Origin of the sequence: Varibaculum prostatecancerukia (genome assembly GCF_943169825.2) — a bacterium.
GTDB classification, from domain to species: Bacteria; Actinomycetota; Actinomycetes; order Actinomycetales; family Actinomycetaceae; genus Varibaculum; species Varibaculum prostatecancerukia.
In genome coordinates, this window is the sequence record NZ_OW968402.1 from 2000006 (window position 1) to 2021363 (window position 21358).

20 protein-coding genes are annotated in these 21358 nt (G+C 55.2%); 2 read left to right on the top strand and 18 right to left on the bottom strand.

All coding sequences use genetic code 11. The annotated features are described in order from the left end of the window. Positions 1–10: 10 nt before the first annotated feature. The 14 genes from nuoK to KO216_RS08660 form a co-directional block, all read right to left on the bottom strand. The gene (nuoK, locus tag KO216_RS08595) at positions 11–310 is read right to left on the bottom strand and encodes an NADH-quinone oxidoreductase subunit NuoK (RefSeq protein ID WP_071129008.1); all 300 of its coding nucleotides are present in this window, start codon (positions 308–310) and stop codon (positions 11–13) included. Then, on the bottom strand, positions 310–1341 hold the full coding sequence (locus tag KO216_RS08600) for an NADH-quinone oxidoreductase subunit J (RefSeq protein WP_215523793.1): 1032 nt from the start codon (positions 1339–1341) through the stop codon (positions 310–312). The genes nuoK and KO216_RS08600 overlap by 1 nt, the downstream gene beginning before the upstream one ends. Further along, positions 1338–1991 carry an NADH-quinone oxidoreductase subunit NuoI gene (nuoI, locus tag KO216_RS08605; RefSeq protein WP_215523794.1) on the bottom strand — a complete coding sequence of 218 codons (654 nt, stop codon included), beginning with the start codon at positions 1989–1991 and terminating at the stop codon, positions 1338–1340. Before nuoI ends, KO216_RS08600 begins: the two co-directional genes overlap by 4 nt. Then, the gene (nuoH, locus tag KO216_RS08610; RefSeq protein ID WP_215523795.1) at positions 1984–3333 is read right to left on the bottom strand and encodes an NADH-quinone oxidoreductase subunit NuoH; all 1350 of its coding nucleotides are present in this window, start codon (positions 3331–3333) and stop codon (positions 1984–1986) included. Before nuoH ends, nuoI begins: the two co-directional genes overlap by 8 nt. After that, a complete protein-coding gene (locus tag KO216_RS08615; protein WP_215523796.1) occupies positions 3330–5933 on the bottom strand; it encodes an NADH-quinone oxidoreductase subunit G in 2604 nt (867 codons plus the stop codon). The genes nuoH and KO216_RS08615 overlap by 4 nt, the downstream gene beginning before the upstream one ends. Continuing rightward, positions 5930–7243, bottom strand: a complete 1314-nt coding sequence (nuoF, locus tag KO216_RS08620; protein WP_251452017.1) for an NADH-quinone oxidoreductase subunit NuoF — start codon at positions 7241–7243, stop codon at positions 5930–5932. Before nuoF ends, KO216_RS08615 begins: the two co-directional genes overlap by 4 nt. Next, positions 7240–8034 carry an NADH-quinone oxidoreductase subunit NuoE gene (gene nuoE / locus KO216_RS08625; protein WP_215523797.1) on the bottom strand — a complete coding sequence of 265 codons (795 nt, stop codon included), beginning with the start codon at positions 8032–8034 and terminating at the stop codon, positions 7240–7242. Before nuoE ends, nuoF begins: the two co-directional genes overlap by 4 nt. Further along, a complete protein-coding gene (locus KO216_RS08630) occupies positions 8034–9407 on the bottom strand; it encodes an NADH-quinone oxidoreductase subunit D (RefSeq protein WP_215523798.1) in 1374 nt (457 codons plus the stop codon). Before KO216_RS08630 ends, nuoE begins: the two co-directional genes overlap by 1 nt. Then, entirely contained in the window at positions 9408–10160 is a 753-nt protein-coding gene (locus tag KO216_RS08635) for an NADH-quinone oxidoreductase subunit C (RefSeq protein ID WP_215523799.1), read from the bottom strand. Further along, the gene (locus KO216_RS08640) at positions 10157–10717 is read right to left on the bottom strand and encodes an NADH-quinone oxidoreductase subunit B (protein WP_215523800.1); all 561 of its coding nucleotides are present in this window, start codon (positions 10715–10717) and stop codon (positions 10157–10159) included. The genes KO216_RS08635 and KO216_RS08640 overlap by 4 nt, the downstream gene beginning before the upstream one ends. A gap of 14 nt (positions 10718–10731) precedes the next feature. Then, entirely contained in the window at positions 10732–11100 is a 369-nt protein-coding gene (gene ndhC / locus KO216_RS08645) for an NADH-quinone oxidoreductase subunit A (protein WP_215523801.1), read from the bottom strand. Positions 11101–11203: 103 nt separating this feature from the next. Continuing rightward, positions 11204–12493 carry an NAD(P)/FAD-dependent oxidoreductase gene (locus KO216_RS08650; RefSeq protein WP_215523802.1) on the bottom strand — a complete coding sequence of 430 codons (1290 nt, stop codon included), beginning with the start codon at positions 12491–12493 and terminating at the stop codon, positions 11204–11206. Positions 12494–12783: 290 nt separating this feature from the next. Next, positions 12784–13500, bottom strand: a complete 717-nt coding sequence (locus tag KO216_RS08655) for a class I SAM-dependent methyltransferase (protein WP_215523803.1) — start codon at positions 13498–13500, stop codon at positions 12784–12786. Between the two features lie 35 nt (positions 13501–13535). Continuing rightward, a complete protein-coding gene (locus KO216_RS08660; RefSeq protein WP_215523804.1) occupies positions 13536–14291 on the bottom strand; it encodes an HAD family hydrolase in 756 nt (251 codons plus the stop codon). Positions 14292–14363: 72 nt separating this feature from the next. Between KO216_RS08660 and KO216_RS08665 the strand changes: the two genes are divergently transcribed. Continuing rightward, positions 14364–15083 (top strand): histidine phosphatase family protein, encoded by a 720-nt coding sequence (locus tag KO216_RS08665; protein WP_215523805.1) that lies wholly within the window; start codon positions 14364–14366, stop codon positions 15081–15083. Between the two features lie 86 nt (positions 15084–15169). Here KO216_RS08665 and KO216_RS08670 read toward each other — a convergent pair whose 3' ends face one another. From KO216_RS08670 to KO216_RS08680, 3 genes are all read right to left on the bottom strand, one after another. Continuing rightward, entirely contained in the window at positions 15170–15688 is a 519-nt protein-coding gene (locus KO216_RS08670; protein ID WP_215523806.1) for a PLD nuclease N-terminal domain-containing protein, read from the bottom strand. A gap of 36 nt (positions 15689–15724) precedes the next feature. Beyond that, a complete protein-coding gene (locus KO216_RS08675; RefSeq protein ID WP_215523807.1) occupies positions 15725–16615 on the bottom strand; it encodes a 1,4-dihydroxy-2-naphthoate polyprenyltransferase in 891 nt (296 codons plus the stop codon). Positions 16616–16707: 92 nt separating this feature from the next. Continuing rightward, positions 16708–18438, bottom strand: a complete 1731-nt coding sequence (locus KO216_RS08680; RefSeq protein ID WP_215523808.1) for an AMP-binding enzyme — start codon at positions 18436–18438, stop codon at positions 16708–16710. Positions 18439–18919: 481 nt separating this feature from the next. Between KO216_RS08680 and mgtE the strand changes: the two genes are divergently transcribed. After that, positions 18920–20269: a magnesium transporter gene (gene mgtE / locus KO216_RS08685; protein ID WP_215523809.1), complete on the top strand. Its 1350-nt coding sequence runs from the start codon at positions 18920–18922 to the stop codon at positions 20267–20269. 126 nt (positions 20270–20395) lie between these two features. Here the strand turns inward: mgtE and KO216_RS08690 are convergent, their stop codons facing one another. Further along, positions 20396–21241 carry an SIR2 family NAD-dependent protein deacylase gene (locus KO216_RS08690; RefSeq protein WP_251452019.1) on the bottom strand — a complete coding sequence of 282 codons (846 nt, stop codon included), beginning with the start codon at positions 21239–21241 and terminating at the stop codon, positions 20396–20398. Positions 21242–21358 lie beyond the last annotated feature (117 nt).

Here is a 21358-nt window from a genome sequence, read left to right on the forward strand (position 1 = left end):
TCTGTACCCCCTAGCGTCCCATCAGGCGCACTTCGTCGACCGAGGTCGAACGACGCGTCCTAAATATCGAAACGATGATCGCTAGGCCTACCACCACTTCTGCGGCGGCTACCACCATGACGAAGAAAGCCATCACTTGCCCCTCAATGTTTTGGTGCATATTTGAGAAAGTCACCAGCATTAGGTTGCAGGAATTCAGCATCAGCTCTACCCCCATCAGGGCGATTACCGCCGAATGCCGGGTCAACACGATTACCGCGCCGATGAAGAAGAGAATGGCTGCCAATACAAGATATGAAGTCAAAGACATTATTCACTGACCTCCGTTTCTGTGGCATCTGAGTTGGGTGCTACCGGGGAATCGCTGGGTGGCGCTCCCTCGATCTTGGGCGTGATTACCCGAGTCTTAGGCGTCTGCAAACCGCTAGGCGCGTCCTCGCCGGACATCCCCCAGGCTCCGGATTTAGCCACGGCTTGGGAGGCCGCCGTTGAGTGCACGCCGTGGGATGCGTTCCCACCTTTATCGGCGCGAATCTTCTCTACCAGGTGCGGCGCTACTTCGCCGAGTGTACGATCAGCGTTTCGGGCGCGTAGAGCAGCGGAAACCGAAGCGGTAATCGTCCGCTGATCCTCACCGGAGATATTGGGGGCATCAGCCGCGTTAGTAGTCTGGTAGACACCCGCGATTGGCTGCTGACCAGGATGGATTCCCCGCTTAGCGTAGTCTTCCATTCGCGCCTGCGCCGTTTCCGGCTGCTTAAACAACTTGTGGAGACGATCGCCGTGAGTTAGGGACACCCCGGCGACTACCGCAATAATCAGCAGGCAGCCGATGACTTCCATAGTGTAAATATGTTCGGTGAACAGGCTCATCGCGATCTTAACCGGGTTAGAATCGGTGCTACCTTGGGCAGCTGCGGTCGGCATATCCGGAACTTCCCCGAACTTGGGCAGATAGGCTTTAACCAGCATCACCGCAATCAAGAGCGCTCCAAAACCACCGGCACAAAAGGCGCCCCAGCGGAGGAAGCGACGGGTGCGTAGGTAGTTATCGGAGGCGGCGACCCCCACCATCATGATGATGAACAGGATTAGGGTCATGACCGCACCGGTGTATACCACTACCTGCACAACCCCAATAAAGTAGGCTCCTTGCGAGGCGTACATCATTGCTAGGAAGAGCATTACCCCCACCATGCAAACCGCAGAGTGAACTGCGGTCCGGCAAAATAGTACGCCCAACGCCAGCGCCACCATACATACCGCAGCCACCCAGAAAAATACGGTTTGTCCCGTACTAAAATCTGTGGCTGCCGCTGTGGCTTGGGCTAGCAATATCATTGCTGAACCTCCTTAACCTCCGACTGCCTGACAGTCGGGTCATCTGGACGGTGTTCGCGGACCCAATCGCGTTGCGCTGGGGTCACCCCGGTCACCTTTCCTCGGTAGTAGTCAACATCGGCGGTTCCCTCCACCATAGGATGCGGCGCCGCCAGCATCCCGTCCTCGAGAGGAGCGAGAATCTGATCTTTTTCGTAGATCATGGTTTCGCGGTGGTAGTCGGCCATTTCAAAATCGTTGCTCATAGTCAGCGCGCGAGTAGGACACGCCTCCATGCACAATCCGCAGAAAATACAGCGCAAATAATTGATTTGGTAGACGCGGCCGTAGCGTTCCCCCGGAGAATACTGCGCCTCGGGAGTATTCGCGGCGGCCTCTACATAAATGGCGTCTGCCGGACAAGCCCAGGCACACAATTCACATCCGATGCATTTTTCTAGGCCGTCCGGATAGTGATTGAGCTGGTGGCGTCCATGGAAACGCGGCTGCACATGGGGTGCCTCATAGGGGTATTGCTCGGTAACCGTAGGACGGAAGAACGAACGGAAAGTGACCCCGAAACCGGCAACCGGAGCGAAGAACTCGCCTACCGGTCCTTTTTTATCCGGCTCAAAACTCATATCTTCCCTGGTGGGATTGCGTTTACTCATCTGATTCCCCTTCTTTGGCTACCAGGTGGTCTTCCCCGGCACCCGCCCGCACTACCGCGCGCGGACTGGGAGGTAATACTTGTCCCGGCATGGGTGGCACCGGATATCCGTCTTTGAACGCGTCAAAGGGCTCGCTGAGGGCAGCTTCTTTTTCGGCCTGCCTGACTTTTTCCTTCAGATCCGCTTTGCCTCCGGTTATCCAGATAATAATCAGGGCGACCACAAACACTGCTGCAATCGCGATCATTCTTTGTGAAATGGAGCCAATGCCGTAGACACTGACTACTCGCATGACTACCACGATCACCATCCAGGCAATCGAAACCGGCAACAACACTTTCCAGCCCAGCATCATCAACTGGTCATAGCGGACACGCAGCAGGGTGCCGCGTACCCAAATCATGAACCACATGACTGCCCAAACTTTGATGCCGAACCAAAGGAACGGCCACAGCCCACTGTTAAGCGCGCCTCCGAGAATGGCGTCGCCACCCGGGAAGCGCCAGCCTCCCAGGAACAGGGTTACGCAGATACCGGATACGTTAAACATATTGATGTATTCCGCCAGGTAGAACCAGGCGAACTTCATCGAAGAGTACTCGGTCATATGACCGGCCACGATCTCGCCTTCACATTCAGGCAGGTCGAAGGGCAAACGGTTAACTTCGCCCATCATCGAGATTACGTAGATTACGAAAGCCGGGAAGAGGGCGACGCACCACCACATAGGACTTTGCGCCGCCACAATCTCGGAGGTTTTCATCGATCCAGATACTACGAACACGGATACCAGGGACATGCCCATCGCCAGTTCGTAGCTGATCACTTGGGCGGCGGATCGGGTCGCGCCATAAAGCGGCAGATGCCCATTAGATGCCCAGCCCCCGAGGATAATGCCATAAACGCCCATGCCCGCGACCGCCAGCATATAGAGCACCGCCACATTGGAGTCGGTCAGCTGCAAGGGGGTTGAGAAACTGCCAATATGCAGATCCGGTCCGAAAGGAATCACCGCGTAAATGCAGAAGGCACAGGCGGCAGTGATAATCGGTGCCATCAGGTAAAGCACCTTATCTACGTGCCGTTTAAAAATATCCTCTTTGGTTAGAAGTTTCACGGCGTCAGCCAGCGCCTGGAACAATCCCAGCGGGCCGTGGACGTTCGGTCCTGGTCGGGTCTGAATCCGCCCCAGGCCGCGCCGCTCTACCCATAGGGCCATAATCACGCTGATAATCAGCCATGCCACGATGAATACCGCCTTAATTAGGGTTATCCACCAGGTGTCATTGCTGAAATCAGCGGCGCCAGTACTATTTGCGCTTAGCAGGATTGCGGTATTCACTGCTGCACCTCCGCATTGGGCTCCAACTGGACTAAGGCGCCACTGGTGACGCCCAAAGATTCATGCACATGAGAGTGGGTTGAACATTCGGGAACCCAAACCACGCGCTGTGGCATATCGGTTAGCACCACGGGAAGCTGGATGCTTCCCTTGTTTGTTTTCAGGTTTACAGCGCCACCGGCACTGATACCAAACTCTTCCGCCGTTTCCGGGCTGATGCGGGCGAAAGAGGCACGCCCGGATGCTTGCATATCGGGGGCGCCCACCTGCAAGAGTCCCTCATCAATCAGGGTCTTGTGGCAGCTAAGCACCACTTGGTCACTTCCGGGAGCTAGCAGTTCTGCCGGAGTAGCCGGCTCGAACTCCAGGCGCTTGCCATCCCAATCAAGCAGCTCATTAGCTTCCGCATACAGCGACTTTAGAGAATCAATCCCCAGTTCGCAGCCCATTACCTCGGCTAGTTTATTTAGCACTTCCCAATCTGGCATATCTTGAGAAACCAAGACCTGCCCAAAGGGACGTAAGCGACCTTCCCAGTTAATAAAGGTGCCGGGTTTTTCAGAAACCGGCGCCACCGGGAATACCACATCGGCTGCCTGGGCAGCGGGTGTCAGGTTGACCTCGAGAGAGATTACGAACGAGGCCGCATCTAGGGCTTTTTCTGCTAGGTCTTGATCAGCCAGGTCACGCAGGTCTAGGCCTCCGAGCACCAGCGCAGATAGCTCCCCGGAGCAGGCAGCTTCCAATATTTGCCTGGTATCGCGTCCGGGCGCATCTGGGAGCTTCGCATCCCAAGCGGCTGCAAGATCGCTGCGAGCTTCCGCATCGCGTGCGTCCCGCCCGAAGGGTAGCAGCCCCGGCAATAAACCGGCTTCTACTCCCCCGCGTTCGCCGGAGCGGCGGGGAATCCACGCCAGGTGAGCTCCGCTGCGAGCAGCCAAATCGTTTACTGCGCTTAGCAGACCCGGTATCGTACCGGCACGTTCGCCGACTACGATTACTGCGCCCTCGCCTTTTAGACCATCAAAAACAGCTCCAAAGTCCCCTTCGGCATCGGCCTTTACATTCGCGACTACTTCCGGTTCGGTACCCGGCGCCGCCGCCAACACGGTTGCCGCAGTCTTGAGGGAGGAGGGGGAAGTGAAGGGAGCCACCGTGGCCACCTTTACGCTTCCAGAACGTACCCCTTTGCGTAGCCGCAGGAACACCGCGCCGCATTCGTCCTCGGGCTCAAAGCCCACCAAAAGGACTTGACCAGCTTTTTCAAGGTCTGAATAGGTTACCGGCATTCCGGCACCTGCGAAATAGGCACCTAGGAAAGTTTCTTCTTCGCGCCCGGCTGCGCGAGTGCGCTGATCTATATCGTTGCTTCCGCAAACTACCCGGGCGAACTTGGACCAAGTGTAGGCGTCCTCAAAAGTTAACCTGCCACCAGGCAAGAAGCCTACTTTGCCTTTCCCGGCGGCCGCCAGTCCCTTAGCAGCGCGATCAAACGCATCCGACCAGGAGGTAGGCACCAATTTGCCGTCCTCGCGCACTAGCGGAGTTTTTATCCGCGAAGGTTGGAACTGCCACTGGTAACCGAAGCGATCCTTATCGGTAATCCACTCGTCATTTACCTCTAGATCTTTTTGCGCCATCCGCCGGGTAACTACCCCCCGACGAATATCGGTGCGCAGAGCAGAACCGGAGGCATCCTGTTCGGTAACTCCGCGGGTAGAGACCAAATCGAAGGGGCGCGCCCGGAAACGGTAACGCTTCGAGGTTAGCGCTCCCACCGGGCAAATCTGAATGATATTGCCCGAGAAGTAAGAGCTAAACAGCCTGCCTGCCTGGTCTTTTTCGTCTACACCGGCGCCTATGGCCGCCGGAGAAGAAAGCGGGGCGGGTTTGCCGTGGGAATCGGAAAGCGCCGGAGCATCAGGATTGAGGCGAAGAGTCGGCTTGGATCCATCAGAATCGGATATTCCCAATATTTCCTGGTCAAAAGCACCGATGTTCTCGCCCATGAAATCGTGGTCGTCACGGGGAGAAGATCCGCCGCCGCGTCCCTGCAAGGCGATGAAGGAATCGCCGGCAACCTGGTTGGCAAAACGCACACAACGCTGACAAAGCACGCAGCGTTCCCGGTCAATCAAAATCTGGCTAGTTAGCTCCACCGGCTTGGGCCACAACCGCTTTTCATCAGTAAAGCGAGTATGGAGGGTGCCGTGGCTCATGGCTTGATTTTGCAGCGGGCATTCCCCGCCCTTATCGCAGATAGGACAATCCAAGGGGTGGTTAATCAGCAAAAACTCGGTAATACCATGTTGGGCTTTTTCCGCTACCTCGGAAGTCGCGGCAGTTTTTATTTCCATCCCCGCCATCGCGGTCATCGTGCAGGCTGGCTGGGGCTTAGGCATAGGACGAACTACGCCGTCACGCCCCGGCATCGCTACCTCCACCAGACACTGGCGGCAAGCACCTGCCGGATCTAGCAGCGGATGGTCACAGAATCGGGGAATATGAATCCCCAGTTTCTCGGCTGCGCGGATTAACAGGGTACCCTTGGCAACCTCGATATCCTGGCCGTCAATATTGATTTGGACTTGCTCACTCACAGGGCGCCTCCTTCGTTAAAAACCTCCGAGGCGGCGGGCGGGAAGGCCTCCCACCAGGGAGTGGTGTACCCGGCCTCGAACTCTTCGCGGAACTTTTCAATTCCGCTGCGCACCGGGGTAGCCGCCGCGTCACCGAGAGCGCAGAAGCTGCGTCCGGCGATGTTTCCGGCAATATCGCAAAGCAAATCTACATCGCCCTCTTGACCTTTACCGGCCTCTAAGCGGTGCATTATCTGTTTCATCCAATAGGTTCCCTCGCGACAAGGGGTGCATTTACCGCAAGATTCATGCTGGTAGAAGTCGATCCAACGGCTAATCACCCGCACTACGGAGGTCGTTTCATCGAATACCTGTAGGGCGCGGGTGGCCAGCATAGAGCCGGCGGCCGCTACATCCTCGTAAGTTAAGGGGACATCCAGTTCAGCTTCGGTAAATAGCGGAGTTGAGGATCCGCCGGGGGTATAGAACTTCAGGGTGTGCCCCTCGCGAATCCCACCGGAATACTCCAGCAGTTCCCTCATGGTAATCCCGAAAGGTGCTTCATAGAGACCGGGGTGTTTAACGTGACCAGACAGGTTAAACATCCCGTAACCTAGGGATTTTTCTTTACCCATCGAGGCATACCATTCCGCGGAATTGCGGAACACCGTGGATACTTGGGCAATGGTTTCGGCGTTATTGATTACGGTGGGACGGGCATAGAGCCCCTTGACCGCCGGGAAAGGTGGTTTCAGGCGGGGATGGCCCCGTTTACCTTCCAAAGAATCTAGCAGCGCGGTTTCTTCACCGCAGATATAGGCACCGGCTCCGGCGTGGGCAATCAGTTTCAGATCGCCCAGCAACCCGGCGTCCTCAGCCTCTTTAATAGCTACTAACAGCCGGTTGTAGGCGTGAACTACTTCGCCGCGGATATAGATAAAAGCATGATCGCAACCGATGGCCAAGCAGGTGATCGCCACCCCTTCGATAACCGCGTGGGGATTAGCCAAAATCATCGGGATATCTTTGCAGGTACCCGGCTCGGATTCATCGCAGTTAACGGTCAAATAACGCGGGCCACCATCAGCGGGTGGCAGGAAAGACCATTTCAGCCCGGTACCGAAACCGGCACCGCCGCGTCCGCGCACTCCCGCTTGCTTGACTGCATCCAGAATCTGCGCTGCTTCCATCTGCTTGGCTTTTTCTAGCCCCGCGTAACCGCCAGTTTTCTGGTAGGCCTTTAGCGTCCAGCTTTCGGGTTCCCGATACTGTTTAGTGACAATCGGGGTCAGCGGAACCCGGCGGATCTCAGACTTCTCGTTTTCGCTCACTTGTCTGTCTCCTTGTGATCAGCAGAGGAGTGCTCCTTACCTACCGGATCTTTCCCGGCATGATTAGCATCTGCACCCGAAGCTGTTTCATCGGCCTGGGCGGCCTCAGATTTTTCAAACTGCTGCGGGTCAGGGGCTTCCATACCTTTTTCTTCGGCCACTTTTAGTCCCCACAAACTGGCGGGACCAGCAGCTACCCCTTGGTTGGCAGTCTCGGGGTTGGGGAATCCGGCCAAAATTCGGCTGGCTTCCTTAAAGGTAGGAGCCGCATCAGATCCCCGAGTGGGATGTACCGGTTTACCAGCCTTGATATCGCGTACTAACTGCACAGCAGATTCGGGAGTCTGGTTATCGAAGAACTCCCAGTTGACCATGACTACCGGCGCATAGTCGCAGCCAGCGTTACATTCCAGCGCCTCTAAAGTGATCTTGCCATCAGCGGTGGTTTCGTCATTTCCCACCTCGAGCTCTTTTTCTAGGGTTTCCATGATGGTATCTCCACCGAGGACGGCACACAGGGCGTTAGTGCAAACTCCCACGGTATATTCGCCGTTGGGGTGGCGTTTGAACTGGGTGTAGAAGGTGGCAACCGCGCTAACTTCGGCACGCTGACAGTTAAGAATGTCGGCGATTAGTCCAATCCCGTTAGCAGTCACGTACCCGTCTATGCTCTGCACCAAGTGCAGCAGCGGGATCATGGCGCTGCGTTCGTGCCCCTCGGGGTAGCGAGCAATTATTTCCGCTGCTTCTGCACGGAATTTTTGCTCGACCTCTGGATCGTAAAAACTCATTAGCGATCAACACCTCCCAGGACGGGATCCACACTGGCCAGCGCCACGATCAGATCTGAGATCGTGCCACCCTGCGCCAGTAGGGATAAGGATTGCAGGTTAGCGAAGCTGGGGTCACGGAAGTGCGCCCGATAGGGGCGAGTACCACCATCGGAGACTACGTGTACCCCCATAATGCCTTTGGCGTGTTCGACCAGTTGTGTGGCTTGGCCGACCGGCGCCCTAAAGCCTTCGGTTACCAGCTTGAAGTGCTGGATTAGGGATTCCATGGATTCACCCATGATTTCTTTGATGTGTTCAGGGGAGTTCCCTTGACCATCGGTACCTACACTCAGCTGAGCCGGCCACTTAATCTGCGGATCAGAGATCATTACCGGCTCGCCTTCGGTTTCATCTAGGCGATCTAGTACCTGGTAGATAATCTTCATGGATTCGTAGCACTCATCGAAGCGAACCACCGTACGGTTGTAGGCATCGGATTGATCGGTGACTGGAACATTGAAATCAAAGTTTTCATAGCCGCAGTAGGGCTGCATCTTCCGCATATCTAGGGGATATCCTGCGGCTCTAACTGACGGACCGGTCATAGACATCGCCATATGGGCAGATAGAGGCAAAACAGCCACGTCACAAAAACGTGCCTTAAAGATCGGGTTCTGCAAGGTGAGATCTTGCAGCTCGTTAATATCGCGGCGAATCTTGGGTAACTGATCCCGAATATATTCGGTACACCCGGGCGGCAAATCTTGCGCTACTCCGCCGGGACGGATGTAAGCGTGGTTCATCCGCAAACCGGTTATTTGTTCGAATACCCTTAGGATTTCTTCGCGCCCTCTAAACCCGATGGTCATCATGGTGGTGGCGCCCATTTCGTTACCACCGGTGGCAATCGCCACCACATGCGAGGTTATCCGATTTAGCTCCATCATTAGGATGCGAATCAGGTTTGCCCGCTCTGGAATTTCAGCGGTTTTCTTCAGGACTTTTTCTACTGCCAGGCAATAGGCAACTTCCTGGAAGAAGGGGGCTACATAGTCCATGCGAGTGCAGTAGGTAACGCCCTGTGTCCAGGTGCGATACTCCATGTTCTTTTCGATGCCGGTATGCAAGTATCCGGTGCCCACTCGCACGTCGCGGACATATTCTCCGTCAAGTTCGGCGATTAGGCGCAGCACCCCGTGGGTGGAGGGGTGAACTGGCCCGATATTCATCACGATGCGCTCGTTCGCCAGCTTTTCGACTTCGGAAGCCATTTCTTCCCAGTCGCCACCATGCAAATCATATTGCGGGGTGTCCTCGGTAATCAGATTGTCGAGGGCGGGGCCGGCAGCCCTGATCAAGGGGCTGCTATCGGTGTCAGGTGTGTATTTCATTTAGCTGTATGACCTCCGCGAATCGGCGGGCGGGACTGTCGCGCCCTTAAATTGCACCGGAATACCGCCCAGCGGATAGTCTTTCCGCTGCGGGTGCCCTACCCAGTCATCGGGTAAAGCAGTTCTGGTCAGACCGGGATGACCGGTAAAGATAATGCCCATCAAATCCCAGGTTTCCCGCTCCCACCAGTCGTTTCCTGGGTAGGTAGCCACTATTGAAGGAATCCGAGGATCGGACTCTGGGCAGGTGACTTCTAGGCGCAGCTGGCGGTTGTGAGTTGCCGACAAGAGCATATAGACGGCGTGTAACTCGCGACCTTTATCATGCGGATAGTGCACGCCGTTGACCCCGATGCAAAGCTCAAAGCGTAGATCTTGGTCATCACGTAGCCAGCGAGCCACCTGGGGCAGATGCTCACGGGCAATGAAAATGGTTAGCTCATCGTTGTCAACCACTACCCGCTCGATTACCTGTGCTACTTCCAGGTCGGCGTTTTGAATCAGTTCTTCCAGGATGTCCACGACTTCGTCAAACCAGGATCCGTAAGGGCGGGGGCTTTCACCGGGCATCTGCCGCTCAATCTGGATCTCCGTAAAGCCGGTGGTGTCACCATCATCATGTACCCCGAACAGACCGTGACGGGTACCGAAATCAGAGCCGGCAGTAAAACCGCGCGGGGCGGTTACCTCTACTGCTACTGGCCCGTCCTCGACATCGGAATGGAGGACTACCGTCTTGTCGTCTTCGCTCACGCCAACAGTCCTTTCATCTGGGAGGTAGGAGTCGCTTCCAAAGCAGCTTTCTCGGCTTTACGGGCGATCTCTAACCGCTGTTTTTGAGTAATGGGGGTGCGGTAATGGATTTGATCCCACAACACCATAATCGCGTGGATTAGGGCTTCTGGCCGCGGGGGACATCCGGGCAGATATACATCTACCGGAACCACGTGGTCGCAGCCTTGCACCACCGCATAGTTATTGAATACCCCGCCAGAGGAAGCGCACGCACCCATGGAAATAACCCACTTGGGATCGGGCATAGAGTCGTAGGCGTTACGAATAATCGGTGCCATCTTCCAGGAAACCCGCCCGGATACGATCATCAGGTCTGCATGCCGCGGAGAAGCGCGGAAGACTTCCATCCCGAAGCGGGAAATATCGAAACGCGGGGTGCCGGTGGCCATCATCTCGATGGCGCAGCAGGCCAGCCCCATGGTCACCGGCCAGACACTAGCTTTACGGTTAAGCCCCATAAACTTGTCTAGGCTGGTGAGGGCGACTCCTGCCGGCAGCTCATTATCAAAAGACATGCTGTACCTCTCTCTTAATAGTCCAGTCCGCCGCGGCGCCACTCATAAACATAGGGCACCAGCACTAACACGATGAACAGTAGGATGTCGATCAATACCGGAATAGCCATCACCTGCCCGAAGTGACCGATCGAAACCGCAAACGGATACAGGAACACCATTTCCACATCGAAAACGATGAACGTCATCGCGATTAGGTAGTACTTAATCGGGAAACGTCCGCGCGCGTCCTCGTGAACATTGGGGGCAATCCCACATTCATAAGTAGCCAGCTTGGTGCGGTTCTTACGACCCGGGCTGAGAGCTGCGGACATCGCCAGACCGCCTACGGCCAGCACAATCGCGACCGCGCCCATGATTAACAGTGATGCCGATGGACTCATTTGGCCTCCACATCCTTCTTGTCTGCCCCGCCATCACTGGCGCAGCAACTGCTGTAGTTTCCGGTTTTCTTCCGGCTCAGTTGTTCTTTCTGACCGATGTTCCTCATGACGGTATTACCACCTTAGTCAGAATTTGTAGCACTCTGTCGGAGGCTACTCCTTTACGGCGTTCATAACCATCAGAAAGCATTTTATGAACAAAACGCATCAAGGCGGGTTTGTCCAACCCGTACTTGGTGCAGGCGTGCATAATCTTGGGGTTTTCAATCAACCGCACGAAAACGCGACCCAGACTGTAGTATCCACCGTACTGATCCTGCAGGTCACGGGGATATTCACGGAGGGCGAGTTCGGCTTGCGCGCGCGAGGTGCGCCCCATAGCCTGTACTAAAGCAGCAGCGGCGCGCCTGCCCGCGAACATTGCCGGGGCAATCCCCTCGCCGTTAAAGGGCGAAACCATTCCGGCGGCGTCACCGACCAAAAGTAGCCCATTTTCGTAAGCCGGTTTGCGGTTAAATGCCATCGGTAGGGGGGCAGAGCGCAGGGAGCCAAGCATATTTTCTTCGCACAATCCCCATTCTGCCGGCAGATTCGCTACCCAGCGGTGGAATATTTCTTTATAGGGCAGCTTGGTGGATTGGGCTCCCGAAGAAACCGATCCTAGCCCCACGTTTACAATCCCCTCTCCCATCGGGAACAGCCAGCCGTAACCAGGGAGTAGATTTGATTTGCCGGGCTTGCCATCCCACAGTTCCAAGTGAGATTCCATCATGGTTTCGTCACCGCGGGGGGAACGAAAATAGGCTCGAGCCGCCACTGCCATTGGCCGATTTTTTAAAGGAGTGCGTCCTTGCCGCGAAGCCAAACGGGCGTTAGCTCCGGTGCAGTCCACTACGTATTGGGCATGGAAACTAAGCTCGCGCTTCTGCCGGGTTTCTAGGTCACGCTGAATCGCGCTCACTCCCCGGGCGTAACCGCCATCATCGGTGAGCAAGTCCTGAACCACGGTATTTTCCGCCAGGCGGGCACCGGCCGACACAGCCTGCTGGATTAAACGCTGATCAAGCTTTGTGCGCTGACAGGTAAGTCCATAGGAGGGCAGGGAGCCGACTTTCGGCCACGGCAAAGCGATCCGATGCCCCCCGCCGATTACGCTCAACCCGTAATTGGGCTGCCAACCTTCTGCCAAGGGGTTGATTCCCATTGCCAAGATTTCTTTTACCGCTCCGGGAGTTAAACCGTCACCGCAGATTTTGTCGCGAGGAAAGGTTCCCTTTTCAAGTACGAGGACGTCAACGCCAGATTTGGCCAGGTGATAAGCGGTAGCAGCGCCCGCAGGACCGCCACCCACAACCAGCACTTGACAGTGCTTGTCTGCAAGCTGATCCGCCATGCCTGGACGCCCCTCCCTTGCTAGTTGCCAGTTCTTGCCGCAGCCGTTGCCGCAGCAAGTAAAAACGAGGATTTTTAGACACTCTCCTCGCGCCTGTCTCAGGCTAACTTGCTTTTATTGTTTGTCTAAAGTCACAGCGGTTTCTGCTGGCTAGGCGAATACCCCGGGACTTAAGTCCATCTTAATCGTTTGACGTTTAAGCAAGGGTTTTCTTACTTAATTCTAAGCAGCTTTCAGGAAAGCACTGCTATCTCCTGGCTGCAGCGACCAGCTATCGCGGTCTTTTACGCCTAAACGTCCTCTTTAAAGGCACGGTGAATAGCCACTGTTCCCAAGGTGAGATTGCGATAGGAAACCTCGCCCCAGCCATTCTTTTGAATTAGGTAACCCAAAGTTTCTTGGTCTGGCCAATCCAAAATGGAATCGAACAGGTAGGTGTAGGCATCCGAATCCGAAGACACTAGGCGACCGGCAGTGGGCAACACGTTACGCATATAAAGCTGGTAGAGCCGGGCAATCAGAGGGGAGGGCGGGGTGGAAAACTCCATAATCGCCAACTTGCCCCCCGGCTTGGTTACCCGCGCAAACTCACGCAGTGCCTTTGCGGGATCATGCATATTTCTAAATCCGAAAGAGCAGGTAACAGTATCAAAAGACTGATCGGCGAAGGGCAAATCGTGGGCGTCACCGACCACGAAGTTTAATTCACTATGACGCTTTTGCCCCTCCGCAACCATCCCCGGCGAGAAATCACAGCAGGTAACCGCGGCTCCGGCGCGGTAAAAACCGAGCGAGGAAGTACCGGTACCCGCGGCAATATCAAGAATCTCTTGCCCGGGACGGGGAGCTACCACTTGCTGCAGACAGCGCCGCCAAATCCGGTGCTGTCCGAAAGTCATCACATCATTAGTCAGGTCGTAACGGGATGCCACCTGGTCAAACATTCCAGAAACTTCTTCTGGTTGCTTATCTAACCCCGCGGCTGCCGGCGGATTTTTTTCGCTCAAAATGGCTCCTTCTAAGTAGGCACCTGCCAGGTTACTCAGAAACGCTTGCCCAATCCAACCAGGTTAAAGCCGCGCCGCCTCGCCTTAGCTTTTTGCAGGGTCTTGCTAATTCGAGAGCGACGCCGAAAATCTATCACCGGCCATCCTCGCTGTAAGGCGCGCACCCGCAACCAAATATCCGGATTGATAGCCGAAGGTTTACCCACCAGGGTTAGCAGCGGCATATCGTTATCGGAATCCGAATAGGCAAAGCAGGAAGCAAGGTCATAGCCGCGCTCGGCAGCCAGCGCTATCACCGCGTCACGTTTGCCCTGGGAGTGCATAAGTTCCGAAGCTAAACGCGCCTCGTATATCCCATCTTTTACCGCGATTTCCGTGCCAATACCCCCGGTTATTCCCAAGCGCTGTGCCAACATTTGCGGAAGCTCCGAGGGCGCGGCGGAAATCAACCAAATATCGTGTCCCGCTGCCAGGTGTCGTTTGATTAACCCTTGCGCCTGCGGAAACAGTTTCTTCTCTAAGAGATCGCACACTTCCTGGGAAATCGCCATAATCTCGTGGCGGGAATGCCCCGCCATTACCTGCAAAGCCCGGTTCTTTACCTGGTCCACGCGCTCTTGATCTTCTCCTAGAACCACATAGAGGAAGGCTTGGCGCGCAGCGAAGAATAAATCGCGGATCCCAAAAAATCCGTGACGAAAAAGTTCACGAGTGAGCACCCAGGAGCTGGCTCCCCGAATTACGGTTTCGTCAAGATCGAAGAAGGCTGCTACCTTCGGATTCACGCTCACATCTCTAGCCTAGTGGTCTAGGCGCAGTTTTCGCACACCGGTTAGTAAAAACCGTTTGCTAGGGTGGAGACCATGCAGAATCTAACAACTATTCACCTGATGCGTCACGGGGAAGTCGATAATCCAGATGGAATTTTATACGGCCGCCTCCCCGGATATCACCTAACCGACCTCGGCAGGCAAATGGCGCAGATGAGCGCGGAATACCTCCTGGAAAAAGGCGCCTACTTAGATGCCATTATTTCTTCTCCCCTGGAGCGCGCGGTAGAGTCTGCAACTCCGGCCTCCGAGCTATTCGAGCTACCCATCCAAACCGATAAGCGTCTTTTAGAGTCCATGAATATGTTCGAGGGCGAAGTGGTTAATGGTAACCGGGCGGCTCTGCTACACCCGCGCAATTGGCCGCGCTACCGCAATGTTTTCCGTCCTTCCTGGTGTGAGCCTTATGCAGTCCAGGCCAGTCGGGTTACCGAGGCAGTGCGTTCGGCTTTACATCTGCCGATTGCCGATCCTTCCCGCCTGGGACGCTCCGCTGATGGCTCTCCGATTCGCGAAATTTTGCTGGTTTCTCACCAGCTGCCGATCTGGTCTTTCCGGTTATTTGTGGAAGGTCGCCCGCTGGCGCATATTCCTACCCGGCGGCAATGCGCTCTAGCTTCCCTCACGTCCCTTACTTTCTTGGGCAATACCCTGATTAGTTTGGATTATTGTGAACCGGCAGCGCCGCTCCTAGCTCAGGCCTCCGATATGGTGCCGGGGACTTCGGCGGCCGCCTTAAATCAAGGGCACTAGGGGGCAGCTAGCTGGAAACTCCAGGAGTTTCCTCTCGACAATTGCCTTATCAGAGCGGTTATTCAAACCGCGGCAACTAGAACGCTTTATTCCTGAGAGGAAGGTTTTTCCGGAGGGTTTGCGTCCGGATTTGTTTCGCCCTCGCCAGTGTCCTCAGCGGAGTTGTTCTGGTCTTCACCAGCGGTTTCTTCTCCGCTAGCCGCATTTTTCTGCTGCTTTTCCGCTCGTTTTCTGGCTTCTTCCTCGGCCTCACGCGCCATCCGCTCCCGCCGCATCTTTGCCTCTAAAGAAAACAAGAAATCGGGATTATCGTCGGGAGCCTGCGGTATCTCTGGTTCCTGCGGCTGCGAACGTTCCCCGCTCCCTCGGAAAATCTCTAGGGGGTTGCGGGGAATCTCTACCCGACCGTCGGGGCTTTCGGCTTTACTCGCCCAGGAAATCACTATCCAGGCTAGGGGGCCGAATACCGGCAATATGATAATGATCAACAGCCAAAAAGCGCGGGGCAGGCGTCCGGGTAAATCGGATTTTTCCGTGCGCAAGCAATCCACTAGCGCATATACCGCTAGCAGAATCTGTACGAGGGCAATAACTACCGCAGCCATGCTTCTACCCTAGCAACTATCGATTTTTTGGCCTGCCTATAAACCCTGCAAAGCCCACTGTACGGCGACGGCGAGACCATACCCCAAGGTGATTTGCCCCACCTGTTTCAAGGTTTTTATCAGGTCTTTACCGCGGGCTCCCTGCAATACTTTCATCATCGGAAAGCTCACCCCAACCGCCATAGCCAGCCCAAACACCAATGCTTCCCAACGAACACTAAAGGAAAGCACCCCCAGCACTAAGGCCGCATATAGGTAGCAGGCAAACAAGTAACGCGAGCCCTTATCCCCTAACTTCACCGCTAGCGTATTTTTGCCGCTCTGGCGATCCCCTGGAATATCGCGCAGATTATTAACCAGCAACAGCGCACATGAAAGCAGCCCGATACCGCTGGCAGCTACCCAGGTGCGCCAAGGCAGCGTATGGGCTTGTACCCAAATGGTGCCTTGCACTGCCAATAGGCCGAAAAAGGCAAACACCATCACCTCGGCTACCCCCGGCAGATAACCGTAGGGGTGCTTACCTCCGGTATAGAACCAGGCCGCCAGGGCTGCCAGCACCCCTAAACCAATCAGGGCGTAGGTACCTGCCCAAACACAAAGGGCGATTCCGCAGATTCCCGCGAGCGCATAGCAGCTAAGCGCCGCCGCTAGCACCGTGCGAGGTGCCGCCAAACCTGCTCCTGTCAGGCGCTGGGGGCCTACCCGCTTTCCTTTAGCGTCGGTGCCCCGAATCCCGTCGGAATAGTCGTTAGAGAAATTCACGCCTACCTGGAGGAATAGGGCTACTAGCAGCGCCAATGCTGACTTTCCTGCTGAGGCTTGTCCCAGGCCGATCGCCCCTCCGATTCCCATAATCACCGGCGCCAAGGAGGCGGGTAAAGTTTTCGGACGAGCGGCTTCAATCCACTGCGATCCAGTTGCCATTACAGCACCAGCCCCTTTCTTTCTATGTACGCCTTGGCTGCTATATTTTTCGTTTGCAAACTTTTGCCGGCAGTCCTATTTTTGGCGCTACCTTAGCGAACCCAGGCTTCTCCAGCTGCTACCCGCCGCGCCGCCAAGTCTCGACAGGCTGCTCTATCAAGATTACCTTGCAGGTCAGTTGGGATTTTATCTACCAATACCAGGGCGCGGGGGGCATGTGCCCGATCCAGTTGCCCGGTTACCAGGGAACGCACCAACATCGCCAAATCTGTCGATGGCTCAGATTCATCTTCAGTAGGAACGGTGGCGCTGTGCGGGCGCTCTCCCCCATCGGGCCGCTGGAATCCCGCCGGAAGTTCAGCTGCCGCAATTTCCATTTGCTCTAAATCCCCGTCCAGATCCTCGGGTAAAGAAACCGGCTGCAGCGGCGCGGCATCCGGGGCGGGGAAGACGATTTCCCCCTCATCGGTGGGGCTGGCGGTTCCGCGCGCCACTTCATAGATTCCCGCAGGTAGTTCCCCGGTTTCTGCGGCAGCAACCACATCTACCTTGGCTCCCCTGATCTTTGCGGCCATTGCCGCCATCGCGGCTTCTAAGGGCGTTAGCTTGGGTCCTTCATCTTCGGTTTCCGCAGGCAGCCCGGCGAGTTTCCGTACCCGCTCCGGATCAACTTTCACTGGTTTTAACTGGGGAAATAGTGGTTTATCTTCGGTTTTGACCTCCAGATTGTGCCGGGGATTCAACAGCTCCTCGGCAACATCGGGTGCCGGTTTGATGACTGCAGTAACCAGGGATCCCCATTTAGGATCGGGCACTCCCACCACTACTACCTGTTCTACTTGTGGAAGATCCCGGATAACTCGCTCTACCAGGGAGGCCTGAATCCGCACTCCGGCAGTGGAAATCACATCGCGTAACCGCCCATCAATTACCAGCCGGGGGCCGCGCATATGACCGGCGTCTTTAGTACGCAACCAGTGCCTACGCCCTCGAGAAACAAACTCTACTTCTCCCGGCTCTCCCAAATAGCCGGTCATCATGCAGATTCCGGACAGCCAAATCCGATCCCCGATAGTGGCCACATGCACGCCCGCGACCGGTTTACCGTCCAGTACGCATAGACCGCAGGATTCGGGAATCCCGTAGCCTTGCACGATATTGATTCCTGCTTGCTGCGCGGTACGCGCCAGGTGATCGCGGCTGGTCAAGCCGGTAACTATCAGCTTGGAAACCGCGCCCAGCTCTGTGCGTTTAGCGGGAGTAATCTCCAGTAACTCGGCCAGTTGCGCTTTAGAAATCTGCAGATAAATAGGGGCTTCATCTTTTGCGGAGCGATCTTGCGCCCTTTGAATTGCCCGAATTATCTCGAGGGCGCTGGCGGGCTGGGTCTTGGCGGCGATTATCGGAGGGATATTGACCGCAATCGCCCGCGCCAAGACCATGATGCCATCAATCTCAGTGACTGGAGAGGTGAGAATCCAGCGTCCCGGTCTGCCGACTGCCGAGTTCACCGCTTCCGCCATACCTTTGATAGTCAGTTGCGAGTAGCAGATTACCGCGCCAGCTGCTGGAGCCGGCAGTGCTAAAGCGGCGGATTCGGGTACCTCCCGGCGGAGAGTTTCATACTCTAAAAGTTCCTTGGGAAAGCCGCTGGCTTTAGGGAAAGGAAAAAGAATCTGTTTGCCTCTTAGACGCGGGTTGCGAAGATTCTGCGGTAAATCTTCTGAGCTTCCCATATATTTTGCCAGCGTCGAAAGCAACGTAGAGACATCCGCCGAGGAATCACCGATCGGCAGGTAATGAAAAGGAGAAAGGATTTCCATTGCGACTTCCTAAAAGTAAAGTAGTGTCGAAAGCTATTCTAGCCTGTCATTGGCTGAGAGTTCTTAAAGCAACGTAACCAAAAATATCGCTAAAACCGCAGTAAGTGACAAAATGTTACCTGCAACACATAAGTAAGATTAGGTTTCTTCCATTTTTTAGGTATAATAAAGGGAGCCGGTAGCTCCGGCTATTTTAGGGGAACGTGTGTCAAGATAACCCCTAAACGATAACCTAGAGCCGGTTTCGCAAAAGCGCAGGAGGGAGCGCGCGAAGCCGGCTCTAGGCATATAAAAATCTGTTTCCCGGTTTTACCTGCGGTTTTCTTCCTGACATAGTGCGGGTTAATGCCCGTTTGAGTGTTAACCCTCAATTTAGAGGTGGAAGACTTGTCCGCCTTGTAGGATGGGTTGGCAGTGCAACCTCGCAGACCAAGGATGACCTGGTCTCTCGGGTTTCACGGCGCTAAAGCTGGAGGGCGATATGGATTCGAAACTTTTGCAAGGCTTAGAGACAAGACTTCACCAGGCTTTTCAATCACAAAATTTACAAAAGATTAACCAGATTGTTTCTGCAGCACCTGCCCGCGAAATAAAGGTGTTGATGGAAAGATCAAACTTCCATCAACGTGCATTGCTATTTAGGACTCTTCCCAAGACCACCGCTATAGCCGTTTTTGATTTGCTGGACCCTGCCGTCCAAGCCGACCTGGTCAGTGCGCTACGCGGTGATCATATATCTGCCGTTGTAGAAGCTATGGATCCGCATGACCGGGCAGAATTGCTTGACGAATTGCCAGCGTCTGTTGCCACAAAGATTTTGGCTGGCCTCAGCCCCACCGAACGCGACCTTACCGGCATTGTACTGGGGTATCCAGAAAAATCCGTCGGACGAAGAATGAGCCCAAAATTCGCTACCGTCCACCCCACAGATAGCGTTGAAAAGGCTCTAGCCTACCTGACAAAAGTGCTTGATAACGTAGAAACTATCTACACGGTGCCCGTAACCTCAGCCGAAAAGAAACTTGTAGGCGTAGTAAGCCTTAGAGACATCATGGGCGCCGATAAAACTACCCTCATCAAGGACTTGATGAAACATGGAGATAGCGTTAACGCCACTCAACCAGCAGAATATGCGGCTCGGATGTGCGCAGATCGACACCGACTCGCCTTACCTGTCGTCGATCAAGAGAAACGGCTGCTCGGCATTCTGCCATTAAGTGACGCCCTCGACATCCTCGAATATGCCAACAACGAGGATCAAGCACGCATCTCCGGCGCAGAACCGCTTCGCAGACCTTACCTAGCCACCCCAATAGGCGACTTTGTTAAGGCCAGAGTGGTGTGGCTTTTAGTGCTAGCTATCGGAGCAACCCTAACTATTCACGTCCTAGAAACATTCGAATCCACTATCGCCCAAATGGTTGTGCTGTCAGTTTTCGTGCCCCTGCTCATCGGCACCGGCGGCAACACCGGAAATCAAGCGGCCACCACTGTCACCCGCGCCATCGCGTTGAGTGACATAAAGATGGGCGACGGGCTCAGAGTGATCTCTAGAGAAATCCGAGTCGGAGCACTATTAGGCACCCTCATCGGAACACTCGGATTTGCGCTAACCAGCATTTTTTATGGCCCACAAATAGGTGCAGTCATCGGGCTAACCCTGCTGTCTATCTGCACACTAGCTGCCACGGTCGGCGGCTTCATGCCTCTAGTGGCACGCAAGTTCGGCATCGACCCAGCAGTCTTCGCCAACCCCTTCATCTCAACGCTGCTAGACGCATCAGGTCTAGTCATCTATTTCTTGATCGCAAAAGCAGTTCTAGGACTATAGGAGTCCATTTCTTCTTTGGGAACCATATTTCCGCCGACACCCCAACCAAGATGGATAGCGTTATCTATACCAAAGACCTGCATCCCCATTCGGGTGTTAACCCGTTATCCCCGGACTCTGAAAACTTTAGTCCAGTAAAATCTCTGCTACTTGGGTTAATACTTGGGAAGCGCCGCCCGACACCCGCACGTCTGCGAGGGAATCAGCGGCAGTGGGTCCCCGGTTAATCACCGCTACTTTGGCTCCGGTTCCCCAGGCTTCCCGCAAAACCCATAGCCCCGTCAGCACCGCCAGGGAAGTGCCTACTGCCAGCACTACGTCCGCTTCCCGCGCAGCCGCGAAAGAACGATCCATGGCCTCACCTGGCAATGCTTCCCCGAAAAAGACGATTCCCGGTTTGATAATCCCGCCGCAACGCGGACAAGAAAGCAGGTTGAACTGGCAGGCACGCGCCGTCCGTTCATCGGCTGCCGCCAAAACTGCCACATTCTTAGGGTCGGGGTCGTCTTTTACGTCCGGATTGAGTTTGCGTAACTCCTGGTCAATATGTTCGCGCGAAAATACTGCTCCGCACCCCAAACATTGAACTTCCTCGAAAGTACCGTGCAGCAGCTGCACATTCTTACAGCCTGCCTTGCGGTCTAGGCCGTCTACGTTTTGGGTGGCGATGCAGTTAATCAGCCCCGCTTCCTCTAGCCGGGCTAAAGCGTAGTGCCCCGGGGTAGGCTGCAGCCGCGCCACGGTTTTCCAGGTTTCTTGATTGCGCCGCCACACCCATTTTTGCCAATAAAGCTCTCCTAGGAACTGATCCATATCGACGGTGGGCATCCCGGAAGAACCGGTGCCGCGATAATCCGGAATCCCCGCATCGGTGGACATGCCGGCGCCCGCGACCACGATCGTCTTTTTCCTGGCCATCAAATCCGCTATAGCCTGGGCTCCCGCCCTGTCTTCACCAATAAACTCGCTCACGTTTTGCCTCCCGTCCTCAGACTACCTCGTTTAGAGGACGATTATCGTGGACGCAACCAGCATTAACGGGGCGTGCGTTATATAACCCCAAAAATTTCCTGGTTAACCTGGTAAGTT